At 74.1% G+C, this 18,238-nt stretch carries 14 protein-coding genes; 5 read left to right on the top strand and 9 right to left on the bottom strand.

The window, feature by feature from the left end; translation table 11 throughout:
* Entirely contained in the window at positions 1–750 is a 750-nt protein-coding gene (locus NDAS_RS11060; protein WP_013153264.1) for a methyltransferase domain-containing protein, read from the top strand.
* Between the two features lie 185 nt (positions 751–935).
* Here the strand turns inward: NDAS_RS11060 and NDAS_RS11065 are convergent, their stop codons facing one another.
* The 4 genes from NDAS_RS11065 to NDAS_RS11080 all read right to left on the bottom strand — a co-directional run bounded on the left by NDAS_RS11065 (position 936) and on the right by NDAS_RS11080 (position 7,376).
* Entirely contained in the window at positions 936–1,886 is a 951-nt protein-coding gene (locus NDAS_RS11065; protein WP_019607117.1) for a D-alanine--D-alanine ligase family protein, read from the bottom strand.
* Positions 1,887–1,938: 52 nt separating this feature from the next.
* The gene (locus NDAS_RS11070) at positions 1,939–3,171 is read right to left on the bottom strand and encodes an aminotransferase-like domain-containing protein (RefSeq protein WP_041552704.1); all 1,233 of its coding nucleotides are present in this window, start codon (positions 3,169–3,171) and stop codon (positions 1,939–1,941) included.
* An 881-nt stretch (positions 3,172–4,052) separates the two neighbouring features.
* A complete protein-coding gene (locus NDAS_RS11075; RefSeq protein WP_013153268.1) occupies positions 4,053–5,372 on the bottom strand; it encodes a GAF domain-containing protein in 1,320 nt (439 codons plus the stop codon).
* Between the two features lie 408 nt (positions 5,373–5,780).
* Positions 5,781–7,376, bottom strand: a complete 1,596-nt coding sequence (locus NDAS_RS11080) for a PucR family transcriptional regulator (protein ID WP_013153269.1) — start codon at positions 7,374–7,376, stop codon at positions 5,781–5,783.
* 388 nt (positions 7,377–7,764) lie between these two features.
* Here NDAS_RS11080 and speB point away from each other — a divergent pair, with 388 nt between their 5' ends.
* Positions 7,765–8,712, top strand: a complete 948-nt coding sequence (speB, locus tag NDAS_RS11085) for an agmatinase (protein ID WP_013153270.1) — start codon at positions 7,765–7,767, stop codon at positions 8,710–8,712.
* Between the two features lie 66 nt (positions 8,713–8,778).
* On the opposite strand, the gene NDAS_RS11090 is transcribed toward speB, so the two are convergent.
* Positions 8,779–9,405, bottom strand: a complete 627-nt coding sequence (locus tag NDAS_RS11090) for a TetR/AcrR family transcriptional regulator (RefSeq protein WP_013153271.1) — start codon at positions 9,403–9,405, stop codon at positions 8,779–8,781.
* 113 nt (positions 9,406–9,518) lie between these two features.
* On the opposite strand from NDAS_RS11090, the gene NDAS_RS11095 reads away from it, so the two are divergent.
* The gene (locus NDAS_RS11095) at positions 9,519–10,793 is read left to right on the top strand and encodes an RNA-guided endonuclease InsQ/TnpB family protein (RefSeq protein ID WP_013153272.1); all 1,275 of its coding nucleotides are present in this window, start codon (positions 9,519–9,521) and stop codon (positions 10,791–10,793) included.
* 269 nt (positions 10,794–11,062) lie between these two features.
* Here the strand turns inward: NDAS_RS11095 and ddaH are convergent, their stop codons facing one another.
* The 3 genes from ddaH to ku form a co-directional block, all read right to left on the bottom strand.
* Positions 11,063–11,893 carry a dimethylargininase gene (gene ddaH / locus NDAS_RS11100; RefSeq protein ID WP_013153273.1) on the bottom strand — a complete coding sequence of 277 codons (831 nt, stop codon included), beginning with the start codon at positions 11,891–11,893 and terminating at the stop codon, positions 11,063–11,065.
* A gap of 153 nt (positions 11,894–12,046) precedes the next feature.
* On the bottom strand, positions 12,047–13,345 hold the full coding sequence (locus NDAS_RS11105) for an extracellular catalytic domain type 1 short-chain-length polyhydroxyalkanoate depolymerase (RefSeq protein WP_013153274.1): 1,299 nt from the start codon (positions 13,343–13,345) through the stop codon (positions 12,047–12,049).
* Positions 13,346–13,659: 314 nt separating this feature from the next.
* Complete coding sequence (gene ku / locus NDAS_RS11110; RefSeq protein ID WP_013153275.1) at positions 13,660–14,682, bottom strand: non-homologous end joining protein Ku; 1,023 nt, start codon at positions 14,680–14,682, stop codon at positions 13,660–13,662.
* A 181-nt stretch (positions 14,683–14,863) separates the two neighbouring features.
* Between ku and NDAS_RS11115 the strand changes: the two genes are divergently transcribed.
* Entirely contained in the window at positions 14,864–15,958 is a 1,095-nt protein-coding gene (locus NDAS_RS11115; protein WP_013153276.1) for an alcohol dehydrogenase catalytic domain-containing protein, read from the top strand.
* 219 nt (positions 15,959–16,177) lie between these two features.
* On the top strand, positions 16,178–17,845 hold the full coding sequence (locus tag NDAS_RS11120; RefSeq protein ID WP_013153277.1) for an FAD-binding dehydrogenase: 1,668 nt from the start codon (positions 16,178–16,180) through the stop codon (positions 17,843–17,845).
* Between the two features lie 148 nt (positions 17,846–17,993).
* On the opposite strand, the gene NDAS_RS11125 is transcribed toward NDAS_RS11120, so the two are convergent.
* Positions 17,994–18,233: a hypothetical protein gene (locus NDAS_RS11125; RefSeq protein WP_013153278.1), complete on the bottom strand. Its 240-nt coding sequence runs from the start codon at positions 18,231–18,233 to the stop codon at positions 17,994–17,996.
* Between the last annotated feature and the right edge of the window lie 5 nt (positions 18,234–18,238).

The following is an 18,238-nucleotide window of genomic DNA, read 5'->3' on the forward strand; positions in this document are numbered from 1 at the left end:
GTGTTCGTCAGCTCCCGCTCCTTCGAGGAGTACCGGGCGATGTTCGCGCTCTCGGACCGGGACCTGTCGCTGCGGATCCTGGACTGCCCCGGCGGGGCGGCGGGGTTCGTGGCCGGGGCGCGGGGCGCGGACGCCGTCGCCGTGGACCCCGAGTACGCCGGTGACAGGAGGGCGCTGGGCTCGCTGGCCCTGCGCGAGGCCGAGCACCGGCACTCCCTCGTCGCGCGGGGGGCGGCGGATTTCGTGTGGACGTGGTTCGGCTCCCCCGAGCGGTACACGCGGTTGCGGACCCGGGCCGCGCGCGCCTTCGCCGCCGACCTCGCGGCGCGGCCGGAGCGCTACGTCGCGGGCGCCCTGCCCGACCTGCCCTTCGCCGACCGCTCCTTCGACCTGGTGCTCAGCTCGCACCTGCTGTTCTCCTACGGGGCGCGGCTCGACGAGGACTTCCACCGGTGCGCCCTGCTCGAACTGGTGCGCGTGGCCCGGTGGCAGGTGCGCCTGTTCCCCGTGGTGCTGCACACCAGCGGGGAGAGGTACGGTGCGCTCGACCGGCTGCGGGAGTGGCTGGAGGGGCGGGGCGTGCGCACCCGGCTGGAGCGGGTCGACTACGAGTTCCAGCCCGGGGGCGACGAGATGCTCCTCCTCGACGGCCTCTGCGGCGCCGCGGGACCGCGGACGTCCCGGGACGGGCGGGGTCGCGCCTTCGGCCTGGACCCGGTGCGCTGGCGCCACCTGGAGGCGGGGACGTAGCCGCCCGGGCACCGCCGCGACGGGGTGGGGCCACGGCGTCACCACGGCGCGGGGATTGCCCTGTCCCCTCTCCAGCGGCTCGAAGGGGTGGCCGGGGCTGTCAGGAGAGGCGCTCGGGCTCCCGGAACAGGACCGGGCCGGGGCCGCCGGGAACGGCGGCGCCCGGCCCGGACGCGTCGGCGGGGTCAGCCGCGCAGCAGCGCCTGGTGGGCCAGCTCCCGGCACGCGACCGCGAAGTCCAGCCCCGCGGCGGCGGCCCCCATCGGGAAGGTGGAGGTCTCGGTCAGGCCCGGGGCCACGTTGGTCTCCAGGAAGGTGACGCGGCCGTCGGTCCCCACGATGACGTCGGTGCGGGACAGGTCCCGCAGCCCCAGGACGCGGTGCGCGGTCAGCGCCACCTCGGTGGCCTCGGCGACCGTGGCGGGGTCCAGGCGCGCCGGGCAGAAGAACTCGGTGCGCCCGGCGGTGTAGCGGGCGGCGTAGTCGTACACCCCGCCGTCGGGCACGATCTCCACCGGCGGCAGCGCCACCGGCCCGTCGCCGGTGTCGAGGACGCCCACGGCCAGCTCGGTGCCCTGCACCTGCTCCTCGACCAGGGCCGAGTCGCTGTAGGCGAAGCAGGACACCAGGGCCGCCGACAGCTCCTGCACCGAGCCGACCGGCGCCGCGCCGAACGCGGAGCCGCCCCGGTCGGGCTTGACGAACAGCGGCAGGCCCAGCCGGTCGGCGAGCCGGTCCATCAGCGCCGGAGCGCCCAGGTCGTGGAAGGCCGACTTGGGCAGGGCGGCGCCGCGCGGCACCCGCACGCCCTCGGCGGCCAGCAGCGCCTTGGCGGCGGGCTTGGAGTAGGCCAGTCGGCAGCCCCCCGGCCGGGCGCCCACGTAGGGCACCCCGACCAGTTCCAGGACCTCCCGGATGGCGCCGTCCTCGCCCGCGGCCCCGTGCAGGACGGGGAAGACCACCTGCGGCGGGTCCTGGACGAGGCGGTCCAGCAGGGTGGAGTCCACGTCGGCGACCTGGACCTCCACGCCGAGCCTGCGCAGCGCCTCGGCGACGCCGCGCCCGGAGTGGACGCTCACCTCGTGTTCGGGGGACAGGCCCCCGGCCAGGACGAGAACCCGGTCAAGGTCTGCCACGGCGCGGACCTCCTTCTGTGCTGCTGTCATGATGGGGTGCCCTCATGGGGTGTCAGGGCAGGTCCGGAGCGGGGGCCTGTGGGCCGTCTGCGCTCGGGGCCAGGGTGGTGCCGAACGTATCACGCAGGTCGATCTCACCCTCGATGGCTCCGACGAGGCGGCGCACTCCCTCGCGGATCTGCTCGGGTGTGGGGTAGCAGAAGCTCAGGCGCATGTTGGCCCGGCCGCGTCCGTCGGCGTAGAAGCCGGTGCCGGGCACGTAGGCGACCCGTTCGGTGACGGCCCGGGGCAGCATGGCCTTGGAGTCGATGCCCTCGGGCAGGGTGGCCCAGACGAAGAATCCGCCCTGGGGGCGGGTCCAGGTGCAGCCCGCGGGCATCATCGCGGTCAGCGCGTTGAGCATCGCGTCGCGGCGTTCGCCGTACATGGTGTTGAACGACTTGATCTGCTCGCGCCAGGGGAAGGTGTTGAGGTAGCGGCGCACCACCAGCTGGTTGAAGGTGGAGTGGCTGAGCATCGCCGACTCGGCGGCCAGGACGAGCTTGGCGCGCACCGCGGCGGGGGCGAGCGCCCAGCCGATGCGCAGGCCCGGGGAGAGGGTCTTGGACAGCGATCCCAGGTAGATGACGTTGCCCTCGCTCTGGGAGTAGAGGGTGGGCTCGGGGTCGCCGTCGTAGCGCAGCAGGCCGTAGGGGTTGTCCTCGACGATGAGCACGTCGTGGCGTTCGCAGGCCTCGGTCACCCGCGCGCGCCGCTCGGCCGTCATGGTGATCCCGGCGGGGTTCTGGAAGTTGGGGACGGTGTAGAAGAACTTCACCGGCCGCCCGTCCAGCTCGGCGCGGACGAGCGCCTCCTCCAGCTCCTCGGGGATCACGCCCTGCTCGTCCATGCCGACGTGGCGGATGTCGGCCTGGAAGGCGGCGAAGGTGTTGATCGCGGTGACGTAGGTGGGGGCCTCGGTCAGCACGATGTCGCCCGGGTCGACGAAGACGCGGGTGATCAGGTCCAGGGCCTGCTGGGAGCCGACGGTGACGATGACGTCGTCGGGGCTGGCGGTGATGCCCTCCAGCGTCATGTAGTCGCAGAGCTGCTCGCGCAGCACGGGGTCGCCCTGGGCGGAACCGTACTGGAGGGCCGCCGCGCCCTCCTCGGAGACGACGTCCTTGACCAGTTCGCCGATCTGGTCCAGGGGCAGAGCCGCGACGTTGGGCATGCCCCCGGCGAGGGAGACCACCTCGGGGCGCGAGGCGACGGCGAAGAGTGCGCGGACCTCCGATGCGACCATGCCCTGTGCTCGGCGTGCGTAGCGGCCGACGTGCGGGTCGATACGCGAACCCTGTTGGCTGGGCTGCTGCTCTCGGTGGTCAGCGGACACGGTCCACCTCCGAAGGAAGGTCGTTCTGTGGGGCAGGGCGGGGGGCCGCCCGGGAACTCCCTGCGTTCCCGGGTTCGACGCCCTCGCCGTCCCCGCGGTTCACACCCCGTCCACGGGAGCGGGCGCGGTGCCCGGGCTCGCGGGTGGGGCGGTCGGGTGGGCTGGGTCGCAGGTGAACACGACCCGGTAAATGCACCGAGTCTAGCCCAGCCTCGGAGGACGGGCACGGAACGGGCCCCCGCGTGCTGTTCGCCACACCGGTCACACCCGCTCCCCTCGTCCCTTCCGGTGGACTACCCGTCCGCGGCGGGTTCCACGGGGAGCGAGGCGAGAACATGGGCCGCTCTTTCCCCTGCCGTCGGCCGGCGCCCTCTGGGTGGAGGAGGTCGCGCGGACCGTGGGGCGGGGACTCTTCCGGGAACCGTCCCGGTGGAGCCCTGTCCGCCCACCGGGACGGCGGCTCACCGGGGGAGACATGGCGCGGGGGCGGGTCCCCCTGAACCCGCCCCCGCGCATCGGCACGCCCCGGGAAGCCGGGCTCCCGCGAGGGGCGTACCGTCGGCGCGATGGCCCCGGGGGTTCCCCCGAATCCCCGTGGTCGGCCATCCGAGCCCGGTGGCGCCTCTGCGTTACTCTCCCCCGGAACCCCCCTCAAGGTCCCAAGGCCGTGGAAGCGCCACGCGTTCCGTCCGCGGTCCGCCGCCGGGCCCTCTCTTGCCCCGCGGCGGCCACCGACGCCGGGCCGCGCACGCACAGTCCATCGCACGCCGCACGGCACGGCAACGGTTGCACTAGGTTGCGGTTCCGTCGCGCAGAGCCATGGGACAGTCGCCGTCGCGGAGCGCGTCCCGCAGCGCGCACACCCCGGGGGCCACCGACCCGGGCAGCAGGTCCACCGGTGAGGGGGGACGCACCACCCGCACCCGCACCTCCCCGCTGAACCGGTAGGGGCGGCTCTGGATGATGCCGCCCAGGTGGCGGCGCACGCGCGAGAGCTCGGCGCGCACCGTCACCACGTGCCCGCCCGCGCCGAACACGTCCTGGGACAGCTGCGCTCCGGTGCGCCCGGCCCGGTGCACGGCCAACAGCAGCAGCAGCTCCGCGTGGCGCGGGGTGAGCCGGTGCGCCCACTCCCCGCTGGGCCCGGCGACCACCATCCTGGGCGAGGGCCGGGTCAGGTCCAGGGTGACCGTGGAGGGCGCGCTCTCCGCCGCCGGACGCGGGCGCAGCAGCCATCCGCCGGGCAGGGGCTCCAGGGCGCACTCCCCCAGGGCGGGCAGCCAGGCGGTGCCGCTCCCGCGCTGTTTGGGCAGCAGCACCCTGCGGACCGGCTCCATGTGGACGGCGGCGGCGGTCCACCCGGCCTCGTCCACCACCAGCGCGCGTTCGCTCATCCCGGCCAGCAGGGGCGCGGCCACCGAGCGCAGCCGCTCCAGGTGGGTGTGGTGGAGGCTCTGCAGATGGGCTTCGGCCAGTTGGGCCACCGCGCTGACCAGGGCGAGGGTGGAGGGGTGGATGGTGGAGACGGGGCCGGTGACGTCGACGGCGCCGAGCAGGCGGCCGTCGCGGGGGTCGTGGATGGGTGCGCAGGCGCAGGTGAGGGCGTGCAGGCTGCGCATGAAGTGCTCGGCGGAGTAGACCTGCACGGGCCGCCCCACGACCAGGGCGGTGCCGATGGCGTTGGTGCCGGTGCTGCCCTCGTTCCAGAAGGCCCCCTCGACGAGCCCGACGCGGTCGCCGAGGGCGCGGACGCGGTGGGAGCCGTCGCGCCACAGGACCTGACCGGAGGCGTCGGTGACCAGCATGATGTGGTCGGCCTCGTCGGCGACCGAGACGAGGGAGCGGCGGATCAGCGGCAGGACCTCGGCGATCGGGGAGGCGTCCCGGTGCCGTTGGAGTTCGTCCAGCCGGGCCATGCGGGGCGGCGGGGCGCTGTCGGGGTCGATCCCGAAGCGTCGGCTGCGGGACCAGGAGTCCTCGATGACCGGCCGCAGGGCGGCCGGCGCCGGGCGCCCGGAGAGCGAGGCCTCGTGCACGCGCCGGAGCAGGCGGGCGTGCTCGCGGGCGTCGGCCCCGGCCGGCAGGGCCGTGTCCAGCGGCGGAAAAGACATGCGGTCCCCTGAGCTCGCGTTCGCAACGGCGTTCATCAATTTTCTCGGTTCGGCTTCGACAGGGTTGAGGGAACGGAAATACACACATGTTTCGGAGGCCGCTCTCGCTTCCACTTCCGTTTCATCACCGGATTATGCCCCATCGCGCACCCCGGGGCGGACGGGGATCCCGTTGCCGCGGGGAAGCCGCAAACCCCGTGGCGTCCGCGCGTATCCGGCGCGGTGCCCGCGTCCGCCGCCGCCGAAAGGCCGTGGACGCGTCCTCGAAAAAGGGACCGGGATCGAACGGAACAGCGGAATTGCCGAAAACGGCCGGTAATGCCGCAACGGCGCTTTCCCGGACACATGTCCGCGTCCCCGCGGGGGCCGCTCCGGGGTCGCGTCGGACTCGGGGCGGCGGAGCCCGGGTCAGTGCCGCCAGCGGGTGAGCGCGAACCACAGCCGCATGCGCTGCTCGGCGTCGGCCAGGTCCACGCCCAGATCGCGCTCGATCCGCCCGATCCGGTAGCGGACGCTGTTGCGGTGGGCGCCCAGGTCGGCGGCGGCCCGGTCCCAGTTGCCGTGCCGGGTGAGCCAGACCCGCAGGGTGCGGCGCAGCAGGCGCGCGGAGTCGGTGTCCTCGGCCAGCGGTCCCAGGACACGCCGGGCCAGGTCCTCTCCTCCCCCCGGCCCCAGGAGGGCGTCGAAGGGGTCGGCGGGCTCCTCCAGCAGCGGCCCGCCGACCGCGCGGGCACGGGTGAGCAGGGCGGCGGCCCGGCGGTCCGCGGCGGCCAGCTCCGCCGGGTCCACCGGCCCGCTCAGCGCGCCGATCCAGCCGTGGTCGAGCAGCCGGTCCAGGTGGGCCAGGTGCGCGGCCTCGCCCCGGTCGGCGAGGACGGCGCGCAGGTCCTCGCCGGGGCCCGCGTCCAGCAGCCGGGTGCCCAGGGGCAGCGCGGCGGGGGCGGTGTGGCGGCCCCGCCCGGCGGGCCGGGCGCGCAGGACCCGGTAGGCGGCGGGGTCCCCCGGCGCGCCCGCGGCGGCGGGGTCCCCCGGTGCGCCGGCCCTCACGGAGGCCCCGGTCGCCGCCGACCCCACGAAGGCGTCCGTCGGGGCGGTGAGTTCGGCCAGCAGCGGCACGGCCGCGCCGGTGAGCCCGCCGTCCAGGAGCAGACCGGTGATCAGGCGGCCCGGGGCGGGCGGGGCGCCCCGGGAGGCGCGGGCGAGCAGGTCCAGCAGGGCGGTGGCGGTGCGCAGGACGGCCCGGTCGGTGACGTCCAGCGGCTCGGGGCGGCCGACCAGGACCACTCCGTGCTCCTGCGGCGGGGTGCCGACGGTGTGCAGGAAGACCTCGTCCCCCCGCACACGGGCCTTGGCGCCGCGCGGGCCGCGCGGCCGGGTGAGCCGGTCCGCGAGCCCGCGCAGTTCGGGGTCCAGCTCCGCCGGGGCGCCCGGCGTGCGGTGGGCGCCGCCCGGCACGGCGGGCGACGGGCGGGCCAGGACCGCCCAGCCGTCCAGGGCGTCGGCCAGGACCCGCAGGACCCGGTCCACGGGGGCGTCGGCGGTGACGGCCAGGGCCAGGGCCTGGTGCGCCTCGCCCAGGCGGCGCAGGTCGCGCAGGTGCAGCTCCTGGAGTTCGGCGCCCACGGCCTGGCTGACGGCGGCGAAGGGTGTGGGGCGGGGCACCTCCACCAGGGGCAGCCCCCGTGCGCGGCACTGCTCGACCAGCCCGGCGGGGACGGTGTCGTGCACCGGGGTCACACCGAAACCGAGGGCGCTGACCCCCGCGCCGACCAGGGAGTCCACGTAGCCGCGCAGCCCGGCGGGGGCGGCGGGCAGGTTGACGCCCGCGGTGAGCAGCAGTTCACCGCCGCGCAGGTAGGCGGCCGGGTCGGCCAGCTCGCTGGCCACCGCCCAGCCGATCCCCGGGTTCCCGGCGGCCACGAGGGTGGTCAGCCCCAGGTCGCGGCGGCCCACGACGGTGCTCAACGGGACCGTGTGGCCCTGCGCCCCGCTCTGTCCCGACACCCCTGACCCCCTTCGCGAACCGGCCCGCGTCCCCGCCCGGCGGACCGGAGAGGACAGATGCCTCCGGGTGCCCGTGTTCGGGAGCGCTGACCACGTGTTCTGGATACCTCATCCAGTACAACGCACCTTTGTGGATGGTTCGTCCACTGGAGGAGACCGCGTCGGCTGCCTAACCTGACCAGGGTTCGTGTGATCCGCCACGACATGGTCGCCTTCGTTCCCCCCACGCCCCTCCTCCCGCGCCCGGAGTGCCTGGACAGCCGCCGCGCGGCGGGACGGCCCCCGGCCCGGCCGCATGGGGGGCCGAACGCGGACGGCGCGACCGACGCGGGCCCGTACGCGCCCGCGGACCGTACCGAACACCGCACCGACGACGAGAAGGACACCCGTGAACGCACCGATCGGCCCCACCGACTCCAGCCTCGTACCGCGCTTCGCCGGACCGGCCACCTTCGCCCGGCTGCCCCGCATCGACCAGGTCGGGCACGCCGACATCGCCGTGGTCGGCGTCCCCTTCGACACCGGCGTGTCCTACCGCCCCGGCGCGCGCTTCGGCCCCTCGGCCATCCGCGAGGCCAGCCGCCTGCTGCGCCCCTACAACCCGGGCCTGGACGTGTCCCCGTTCGCCTCCGCGCAGGTGGTCGACGGCGGCGACATCGCGGTCAACCCCTTCTCGATCGGCGACGCGGTGGAGACCCTGGACCAGGGCGCCTCCGAGTTCGTACGGGCGGGCACCCGCCTGGTCACCCTGGGCGGCGACCACACCATCGCGCTGCCCCTGCTGCGCTCGCTGTACCGCCGGCACGGGCCGATCGCCCTGCTGCACTTCGACGCCCACCTGGACACCTGGGACACCTACTTCGGCGAGCCCTACACCCACGGCACCCCGTTCCGCCGCGCCGTGGAGGAGGGCATCCTGGACACCGAGGCCCTGTGCCACGTGGGCACCCGCGGTCCGCTCTACGGCAAGAAGGACCTGGAGGAGGACCGCCGCTTCGGCTTCGGCATCGTCACCTCCGCCGACGTCATGCGCAGGGGCGTGGACGAGGTCGCCGACGCGCTGCGCCAGCGCATCGGGAACCGCCCGCTGTACGTGTCGGTGGACATCGACGTGCTCGATCCGGCGCACGCGCCCGGCACCGGCACCCCGGAGGCGGGCGGCCTGACCAGCCGCGAACTGCTGGAGATCCTGCGCGGGCTGGCCTCCTGCAACCTGGTGGGCGCCGACGTGGTGGAGGTCGCCCCGGCCTACGACCACGCGCAGATCACCGCGACCGCCGCCTCGCACGTGGCCTACGACCTGGTCAGCGTCCTGGCGCTGAACCACGGGGGCTGAGTCCGCGCGCCGCGGCGGAGGCGCCCGGTCGGCGGCGGCGACCCGCCCCGCCCGGGGCGCCGGGGGTCAGACCTCGGCGCCCTCGCGGCGGGCGCGCAGGTGGGCCCAGGTCAGGTCGGTGACGTGCCGGGCCATGGTCTCGGGGCTCTCCTCGGGGTGCTCCAGGAACCAGTCGGCGAAGGCGTCGGCGGTGCTGACCGCGATGCGCGCCAACAGCTGGGCGTCCTTGGGGTCGAGGTCGCCGTAGCCCTCGCGCGTGCACGCGGTGACGAGGTCGGCCACCTCGGCCGTCACGCGGTCCCTGAGCCGCACGGCCTCCCCTGCGAAGGGCTCGCCCCGCAGGTCCGCGTGCCGGTAGAGCACGGTCCAGCTCGCGCGGTTGCCGGTGACGAAGACGAAGAAGGCGCGCATGCCCCGGTGCAGGGGGTCCTCCCCCGCCGGGGCGTGCGGATCGTGCGCCGCGGCGCGCACGGCCTCGATGAGCCGGTCGGTCTCACGGCGCACGCAGGCGGTGAAGATCCGTTCCTTGGAACCCAGGTACTGGTACACGGTGGGCTTGGAGGTCCCGGCCGCCTCGGCGATCTCCTCGACGCTCACGGTGTGGTAGCCGCCGCGCGAGAACGCGGTGACGGCGGCGTCGATCATCTGCTCTTCCCTGAGCTGACGCGGGAGTCTGCGCTGTGTGCTCTTCACCGTGTCTCCCGGAAGCTGCCCCGTCCTCCAGGGCTGGGAGGAATCCAGGGCACACGACCACCACATTTCCGTTCTGCCTTACCCATGATCTCCCTTGGTGTAATTTTTGCCGTATGCGGACGGCGTACAAGTGCCGGGCCTACCCGGACCCCGCACAAGCGGCCCAACTGGGTCGCACGTTCGGATGCGTGCGCCTGGTCTGGAACAAGACCCTCGCCGACCGCCACACCGCCTACCACCAGCACGGAGAGAAGACCTCCTACAAGCAGACCGACCAGGCGCTGACCGGGTGGAAGAAGACCCCTGAGCTGGCGTTCTTGTCCGAGGTGTCCTCGGTTCCCTTGCAGCAGACCCTGCGCCACCAACACAGCGCGTTCGCGAACTTCTTCGCCCAACGCGCCCGCTACCCCCGGTTCAAGAACCGGTCCGGTCGGCAGTCGGCGCACTACACCCGCAGCGCGTTTCGCCTCCGCGACGGTGCGCTGTTCCTGGCCAAACACCAGAGGCCGCTGAAGGTGGCCTGGTCCTGGCCCGAGACAGACCTGGCCGCCCTGGACCCGACCACGGTGGTCATCTCGCGTGAGGCGGACGGGCGCTGGTATGCGACCTTCTCCGTGGACACCGACGACCCCGACCCCGTACCGGACACCGGTTCTGAGGTGGGTGTGGACCTGGGAGTGAAGGACTTCGCGACCCTGTCCACGGGCGAGAAGATCGCCAACCCCCGCCACCTGGAGCGCAAAGCCCGCAACCTCAAGCGTTACCAACGACGCATGGCACGCAAGGTGAAAGGCTCGAACAACCGCCGCAAGGCCAAGCGCAGGGTCGCGGCCGCGTACCGCAAGGTCCGCCACGCCAGACAGGATTTCCTGCACAAGACCACCACCCGCCTGGTGCGCGAACACGACCTGATCGCGATCGAGGACCTGAACGTGCGGGGCATGACCTCCTCCGCACGCGGCACCGTCGTCCAGCCGGGAAGGAACGTCGCGCAAAAGCGTGGCCTGAACCGGTCGGTGCTCGATGCCGCTCTGGGTGAGTTCCGCCGCCAACTGGAGTACAAGGCCGAACGCTACGGTCGAACCCTCGTGGTGGTCGACCGGTGGTATCCCTCCTCGAAGACCTGCTCGAAGTGCGGGTACCTGCTGGATCGGCTTTCGCTGGGCACCCGGTCGTGGACGTGCCCTTCCTGTCGCACCCGACATGATCGGGACCTCAACGCGGCCAAGAACGTTCTTGCGGCTGGTCGAGTCGCAGCCCGAGAAGCAGTCTCGGGTGATGCCTGTGGAGCTGGTGTGAGTCGGCAAGGGGCCTCCCTTCCGCTGTCGGCTGCGAAGCAGGAAACCGGACCCGTGAGGGTCGCTGCGCGAGCGGCACCAGGCTTTTAGACTCGGTCGGAATCCCCCTCTCCTTCGAGGAGAGGGAGGAAGTCAAGTACTCAGACTTTATTGCGGCGGGGCCGCCCGGCCAGGGGCGGTGGTCCCCCGTACGCGCGCCCGGGCGCGGTCCGCGGCGGGCCCGCGTGCGTGACCTGTGGCGTTAGCCTGATGAGCCCGTTTCGCGGTGGTATTTCCCACACCGGCCCGGCCCCGCGACGGGCCGAACGGCGGCGGGTCCACGCATCGGCGGGTCCGGGCGCCCCTGCTGCGGGCCTCCCTCACACGGGGGCGTCGCGCAACACCAGGGTGCAGCACTTGGCGCCGCCCCCGGCCCGGCGCAGCTCGTCCAGCTCCACGGGGTGGACGGCGTAGCCCAGGGCTCGCAGGCGGTCGGCCAGGGCGGTGGCCTCGGCGGCGATGACGACGTTGCGGCCGTCGCACACGGCGTTGAGGCCGAGCACGGCGGCGTCCTCCTCGGTGGCCAGGAGCGCGTCCGGGAAGAGCGAGCGCAGCACCCGCCGGCTTCCGGCCGAGAAGGCACCGGGGTAGTAGGCGATCTGGTCCCCGGAGAGGGTGAACAGCGCGGTGTCCAGGTGGTAGAAGCGCGGGTCGGTCAGCTGGAGGGTGACGACGGGGCGGCCCAGGAAGCGCTCGGCCTCCTGGTGCGCGGCGGCCTCGGTCCGAAACCCCGTGGCGGCCAGGACCACCTCGTCCAGGGTGAGGAAGTCGCCCTCGCCCTCGTTGACGTGCTTGGGCTCGCGGGTCTCGGTGTAGCCCGCCTGGCGGAACCAGTCGAGGTAGGCCGGGCCCTCGGGGGTGCGCTCGGCGCTGGCGAAGCGCGCCCCGTAGACCCTGCCGTCCACGACCAGGGCCCCGTTGGCGGCGAAGACCATGTCGGGCAGGCCGTCGACGGGGGCGATCTCGCTGACGCGGTGCCCCAGGGAGAGGTAGAGGTCGCGCAACCCCTCCCACTGCCGGATGGCGCGTGCGCGGTCGACGCCCGCCGCCGGGTCCATCCAGGGGTTGATCGCGTACTCGACCGCGAAGTAGGTGGGGCGGCACATCAGGTAGTGCCGCGGAACCGCTGCCGGACCGACCGGTCGAGCCATGGGACCTCCCGTACACCGTGCGGGACACTGGGCGGCCCCGGTGACGCGTGGGTTCACTGCGCCTCGGGTCCGCACGGACGAAAGGGGACATACCCCTCTGTGGCGCGAGTGCAACGCGGCGCGGCCCTTCCCGGAGGACCGCGCCGCGCCGGATCAGGCCGGGGAGCAGGCCGCGCCGTTGAGGGCGAAGCCGGACGGTCCGCCGGAGTCGCCGGTGTGCGTTGCCTGGTAGCCGATGCCCACACTGGCGCCGGGGGCGATGACGGCGTTGTAGGAGGCGTTGGCGGCGGTGACCGCGCCCTGGCGCGAGCCGTAGGAGGCGTTCCAGCCCGAGGTGATGGTCTGGCCCGCGGGCAGGGTGAAGTCCAGGGACCAGCCGTCGACGGGCTCGGCGCCGGTGTTGGTGATGGTCAGCGAGGCGGTCAGGCCGGTGTTCCAGGCGTTGGTGGTGACGGCGACGGTGCAGTCCCCGTCACCGGGCTCGGGGTCCGGGCCGGGTCCGGGGCCGGTGTCCTGGTCGAGGCCGAAGAAGGTGATCGCGTGGGCCGCCATGCCGTTGGCCATGAGGTTGTGGCCGACGCCCTGCATGCTGACGGCCTCCACCGGGGCCCGGTCGCCGGTGGCGCCGTAGCGGGTGCGGGTCCAGCCGGGCTGGGGGTGGTCGGTGGCTGCCGGGGTCTGGCCGAGGCCGTGGACGTCGGTCCACTGTTCGATCTCCTCGGTGAAGTTGGCGTAGCGCAGGACGTCGTCCTCGGTCCCGTGCCACAGCTGCATGCGCGGACGCGGTCCGGTGTAGCCGGGGTAGGAGTCGCGGACCAGGTCGCCCCACTCCTGCGGGGTGCGGTCGACGGTGCCGGTGGAGCAGGCGTTGTTCCAGCCGGAGCCGTCGGTGGTGGCGAAGCAGCCGAAGGGCACACCGCTGAAGGCGGCTCCCGCCGCGAACACGTCGGGATAGTTGGCCAGCATGACGTTGGTCATCATGGCGCCGGAGGAGACGCCGGTGACGAACACGCGCTCGGCGTCGGCGTCGTGGGCGTCGACGACGTGGGCGACCATCGAGCGGATGCCGACCGGGTCGCTGCCGCCGCCCCGGGTCAGCGCCTCGGGCGAGGACACGTCGAAGCACTGGCTGCTGCGCGTGACGGAGGGGTAGACGACGATGAACCCGTACCGGTCGGCCAGCGAGGCGAACTCGGTGTTGGCGTGGAAGACGGGTCCGGTCCCGGTGCACCAGTGCTGGGCGACCAGGACCGGGGGATCGTCGGTGACGCTGTCCGGCACGTACAGGTACATGCGCAGACCGCTGGGGTTGGGGCCGAAGTCCTCGACCTCGGTCAGGGCGGCGGCCGAGGCCGGGGGCGCGGCGAACAGGAGTGCGGCCAGCATGGGCAGGACGACGGCGGCGAGCGCGCCGACCGTCCTGCCGACGGGGTTGGTGCGGGTGTGGGTCACGTGCGGGGCCTTCCCGACGGCGGGGGGTGGGGGCGCCCGGCCGACGGGTTCGGCCGACGGCGGGGCACAGGGCGCTCCGGCGGGGTCGCCGCCTTTTTTGGGAGCGCTCCCAACACTGTCCGTCCGCGCGCGGTATCCGTCAACCCCGGTAAACCCCTCCGCGAAGGGCCGCCGCCGTGCTGGGCCGGGACGTGCGTGGGACGCGCACTGGTGGTGAGGCTCCGCCCCGGAGCCCCGGGGCCCCGGGGCGTCCGGGACGCTCCGTCCTGGAGCCGGGCCCCTCTCGGCGGCGAGGGACCCGTCCGGCGCGGTCCTCAGCGGCGGGCTTCGGCGCCGTTCAGCCCCACGGCCTCCTCCAGCTGCTCCCGGCTCATCTTCGACCGGCCCGGCACGTCCAGCTCCGAGGCCCGCTGGAGCAGTTCGCGCTTGGTGGCCCTGCCCTCGCCGCGCCGCTCGACCCGGGCACCGCGCGCTCCGGTCCCCCGGGGCTCGCGGGCCCTCCCGGCCCCCTCCGCCCCGGTGGACGCGCGCGGGCCGCGCGACCGCGCGCCCCGGGTGCGCTGGGCGGGCAGGCTCTGGCGCAGGGCCTCGCCGAGACCGTCCGCGTCCTCGGGGGGCACGGCCTGCTCGGGCCGGTGGGTGAACGTCCTGCCCCGGGCCTTGGCGCGCACCAGTTCGGTCAGGCGCTGGCCGTAGCTGTCGGAGTAGTCCTCGGGGTCCCACTCGATCGACAGGGACCTGACCAGCTCGCGGGCCAGTTCGAGTTCGCTCTTGGCCAGTGCGGCGTGGGCCACGGGCGGCATCACGTCGTCGGGTTCGCGGACCTCGTCGGGCCACCACAGGGTGGAGGCCGACAGTACACCTCGGTTCGGTTCGATCAGGACGGGGTACTCGCGGTCGCGCAGGACGATGGTGGCCACGCCCGTGCGGCGGGTCTGCTCCAGGGCCGTGTACAGCAGCTGGTAGGCCTTGGCGTCGGCCGCGGCCCTGGGCGCGACGTAGTAGGTGGAGGCGTACCACAGCGCGTCGACGGCGCCCTGGGACAGGAAGCCGGTCAGCTCCATGGTGCGCGAGCCGTGCGGGAGGATCTCCTCCAGCTCCTCCGGTTCCAGGACCACGTACTCGTCCTCGACCCCCGTGCGGGCCCCGCGCACGACGTCCTCGCCGGCGACCTCCTCACCCGTGCGCTCGTTGACGCGGACGTAGCGGATGCGGTCAGCCGTGCCCCGCTCGAACTGGTGCAGCACGGGCCCCCTGCGTTCGCGCGCGCTGTAGAGGCGCACGCCGACGGGCACCCTGCCGAACATGAGGGTTCCCACCCAGACCGGATTGACCATGACCCCCTCCTCTGCCCCCATCATTACCGTTACCAGGCAAAATGTCGGTCGATAACGGCAAAGGACCCCCAAGGCGGGAAGGACCGCGACCATCGGCGGGAACACGGGTCCGCACGCCCCGGGTCCTTGACCGACCGGTCGGTATTGCTACTGTCGCGGCAGTCCGTGATTGGAGCCTCCCATGAGTACGACCGTCAGGGCCGCCGTCTTCTCCGAGCGCGGCGCCCCTCCCCGGATCCGCGACCTGGTCCTGCCCGACCCCGGCCCCGGCCAGGTGCGGGTGCGCCTGGCAGCGGCCGGGGTGTGCCACTCCGACCTGTCCCTGTCCAACGGCACCCTGGCGCAGAAGTGGCCCGCGGTGCTGGGCCACGAGGGTGCCGGAACCGTCGACGCCGTCGGCGAGGGCGTCACGGAGGTGGTCCCCGGCCAGCAGGTGATCCTGAACTGGGCCCCCTCGTGCCGCGAGTGCTGGTTCTGCCGCCAGGGCGAACCTCACCTGTGCGAGCACGCGCTGGACCGCACCGTACTGCCCTACGCGGAGCTCGCCGACGGCACGCCCGTCTACCCCGGCCTGGGCTGCGGCGCGTTCGCCGAGGCCACCGTGGTGCCCGCCTCCGCCGTCGTGCCGCTGCCCGATGGGATCGACCCGGCGGTGGCCGCCGTGCTGGGCTGCGCGGTGCTCACCGGCTGGGGCGCGGTCCACAACTCCGCGGGCGTGCGCGAGGGCCAGTCGGCCGTGGTGCTGGGCCTGGGCGGGGTGGGCCTGTCGGTGCTCCAGGCCGCGCGTCTGGCCGGGGCCGACCCGGTGGTCGCGGTGGACGTCTCCCCCGCCAAGGAGGAGCTGGCCCGTTCACTGGGCGCCACCGAGTTCCTGCTCGCCGACGAGACCCTGGTCAGGGCCGTGCGCGCGCTGACGGGCAGGCGCGGCGCCGACCACGCCTTCGAGGTGGTGGGGTCGGCGAAGGCGGTGCGCTCGGCCTGGGACGTGACCCGGCGCGGCGGCACGGTCACGGTGGTGGGCGTGGGCAGGGTGGACGACGAGGTGTCCTTCAACGCGCTGGAGCTGTTCCACCAGGCGCGCACGCTGCGCGGGTGCGTGTACGGCTCCAGCGACCCGGAGCGCGACGTCCCGCTCATCGCCGAGCGGGTGCGTTCGGGGGAGCTGAAGCTGGCGGCGATGGTCACCGACGAGATCCCGCTCGAAGGCGTGCCCGAGGCCTTCGAGCGCATGGCCCGGGGCAGGGGCGGCCGGTCGCTGGTGCGCTTCGGGGCCTGAACCCGGCGGGCTCCGGCGGCACCGCGCTGACGCGGTACCGCCGGAGCCCGTGGTGTGCGGTCCGTGCACGACCGCGGCCGAGCCGGGAGGGTTTGTCACCTCCTGACAAATCCTGTGGCGCACGGCACACTTCGCCCTTGCCGCGCCGCAGCGGCGGCGGCACAGTCGTCACCATCGCGCACACCGTGCCCCGGGCACGGCCGACCTGAGGGGAACAGCATGGGTAGCAGCGGAGACGACCGCGCCGACGTCATCGTCGTCGGCGCCGGGCTCGCGGGCCTGACCGCGGCCGCCGAACTGGCCGACGCGGGCAGGAGCGTGCTCCTGCTGGACCAGGAGCCCGAGCAGTCCCTGGGCGGCCAGGCGTTCTGGTCCTTCGGCGGGCTGTTCCTCGTGGACTCCCCCGAGCAGCGGCGCATGGGCATCAGGGACTCCGCCGAGCTGGCCATGCAGGACTGGACGGGCACGGCGGGGTTCGACCGCCCCGAGGACGCCTGGCCCCGCCGGTGGGCCGAGGCCTACGTGGACTTCGCCGCCGGGGAGAAGCGCTCCTGGCTGCACCGGCAGGGGATACGGTTCTTCCCCCTCGTGGGCTGGGCCGAGCGCGGCGGCTACCTGGCCGACGGCCACGGCAACTCCGTGCCCCGGTTCCACATCACCTGGGGCACCGGCCCGGGCGTGGTCGCGCCGTTCGAGCGGCGGGTGCGCGCGGCGGCCGAGCGCGGCCTGGTCTCACTGCGCTTCCGCCACCGGGTGGACGAACTGGTGGTCACGGGCGGGACGGTCACCGGCGTGCGCGGCGCGGTCCTGGCCCCCAGCGGCGTCAGGCGGGGCGAGGCCAGCGGACGCGAGGCGGTGGGCGACTTCGAGTTCTCCGCCCAGGCGGTGATCGTCACCTCCGGCGGAATCGGCGCCAACCACGACCTGGTGCGCCGCAACTGGCCCGAGCGCCTGGGCACCCCGCCCGAGCACATGCTCTCGGGGGTGCCCGAGCACGTGGACGGGCGCATGCTGGCCATCACCGAACGGGCGGGCGGGCGGATCGTCAACCCCGACCGCATGTGGCACTACACCGAGGGCATCCAGAACTGGGACCCCGTCTGGGCCCGGCACGGCATCCGCATCCTGCCGGGGCCCTCCTCGCTGTGGCTGGACGCGACCGGCAAACGGCTGCCCGCGCCCTACTTCCCCGGGTTCGACACCCTGGGGACCCTGGAGCACATCATGCGCAGCGGCCACGAGTACACGTGGTTCGTGCTCTCGCAGAGGATCATCGAGAAGGAGTTCGCCCTGTCGGGGTCGGAGCAGAACCCCGACCTGACCGGCAAGGACCTCGGGCTCGTCCTCAAGCGGGTGCTGCCGGGCGCGCCGGGGCCGGTGGAGGCCTTCAAGCGCAACGGCGCGGACTTCGCCGTCGCCGGCCGGCTGCCCGAGCTGATCCGGAGGATGAGGGAGATCGCGGGCGACGGCGTGCTCGACGCCGACACCGTCACCCGCGAGGTGGTGGCCCGCGACCGGGAGATGGTCAACACCTTCACCAAGGACCTCCAGGTGACGGCGATCCACGGGGCGCGCAACTACCGGGGCGACCGCCTGGCCCGGGTGGCGTCCCCGCACCAGATCCTGGACCCCAAGGCGGGCCCGCTGATCGCGGTGCGCCTGCACGTGCTCACCCGCAAGTCCCTGGGCGGCCTGCACACCGACCTGGACGCCCGCGTGCTGCGCGCGGACGGCACGCCGCTGCCGGGGGTGTACGCCGCGGGCGAGGTCGCCGGGTTCGGCGGCGGCGGGGTGCACGGCTACCGGGCGCTGGAGGGCACCTTCCTGGGCGGCTGCCTGTTCTCGGGCCGCACGGCCGGTCGGGCCGCCGCGGCGGCGCTGGGCTAGCGCGCTCCCCTCCCCGGGCCGTCGTCCCCCGCCCGGGGCCCGCGAATGGCGGCGCGGCCCGAAGCAGACGTCCCCGGGGCCGGCGCGCCGGGCGTACGCCGGTCCGGGCGCCCCACGGGCAGCCGGACCGGCGGCTCCGGCGGCGCCGTCACTTCCCCGGGCCGTCCTCCTGCTCGGGCTCCGGCTGCTCCGGCTCGGGTCTGCGCGGTCGGCCGCGGCGGGGGATGGCCCCCGCCTCCTTGGGCATCCGCCCCGCGTCGTCCAGCGCGCGGCGCAGCAGGAACTCGATCTGGGCGTTGGTGCTGCGCAGCTCCTGCCCGGCCCACCGCGCGAGCGCGTCGTGGACGGCGGGGTCGAGCCGCAGCAGCACCTTCTTGCGCTCGGGCACTGCCA

Origin of the sequence: Nocardiopsis dassonvillei subsp. dassonvillei DSM 43111, from assembly GCF_000092985.1 — a bacterium.
Taxonomy (GTDB): domain Bacteria; phylum Actinomycetota; class Actinomycetes; order Streptosporangiales; family Streptosporangiaceae; genus Nocardiopsis; species Nocardiopsis dassonvillei.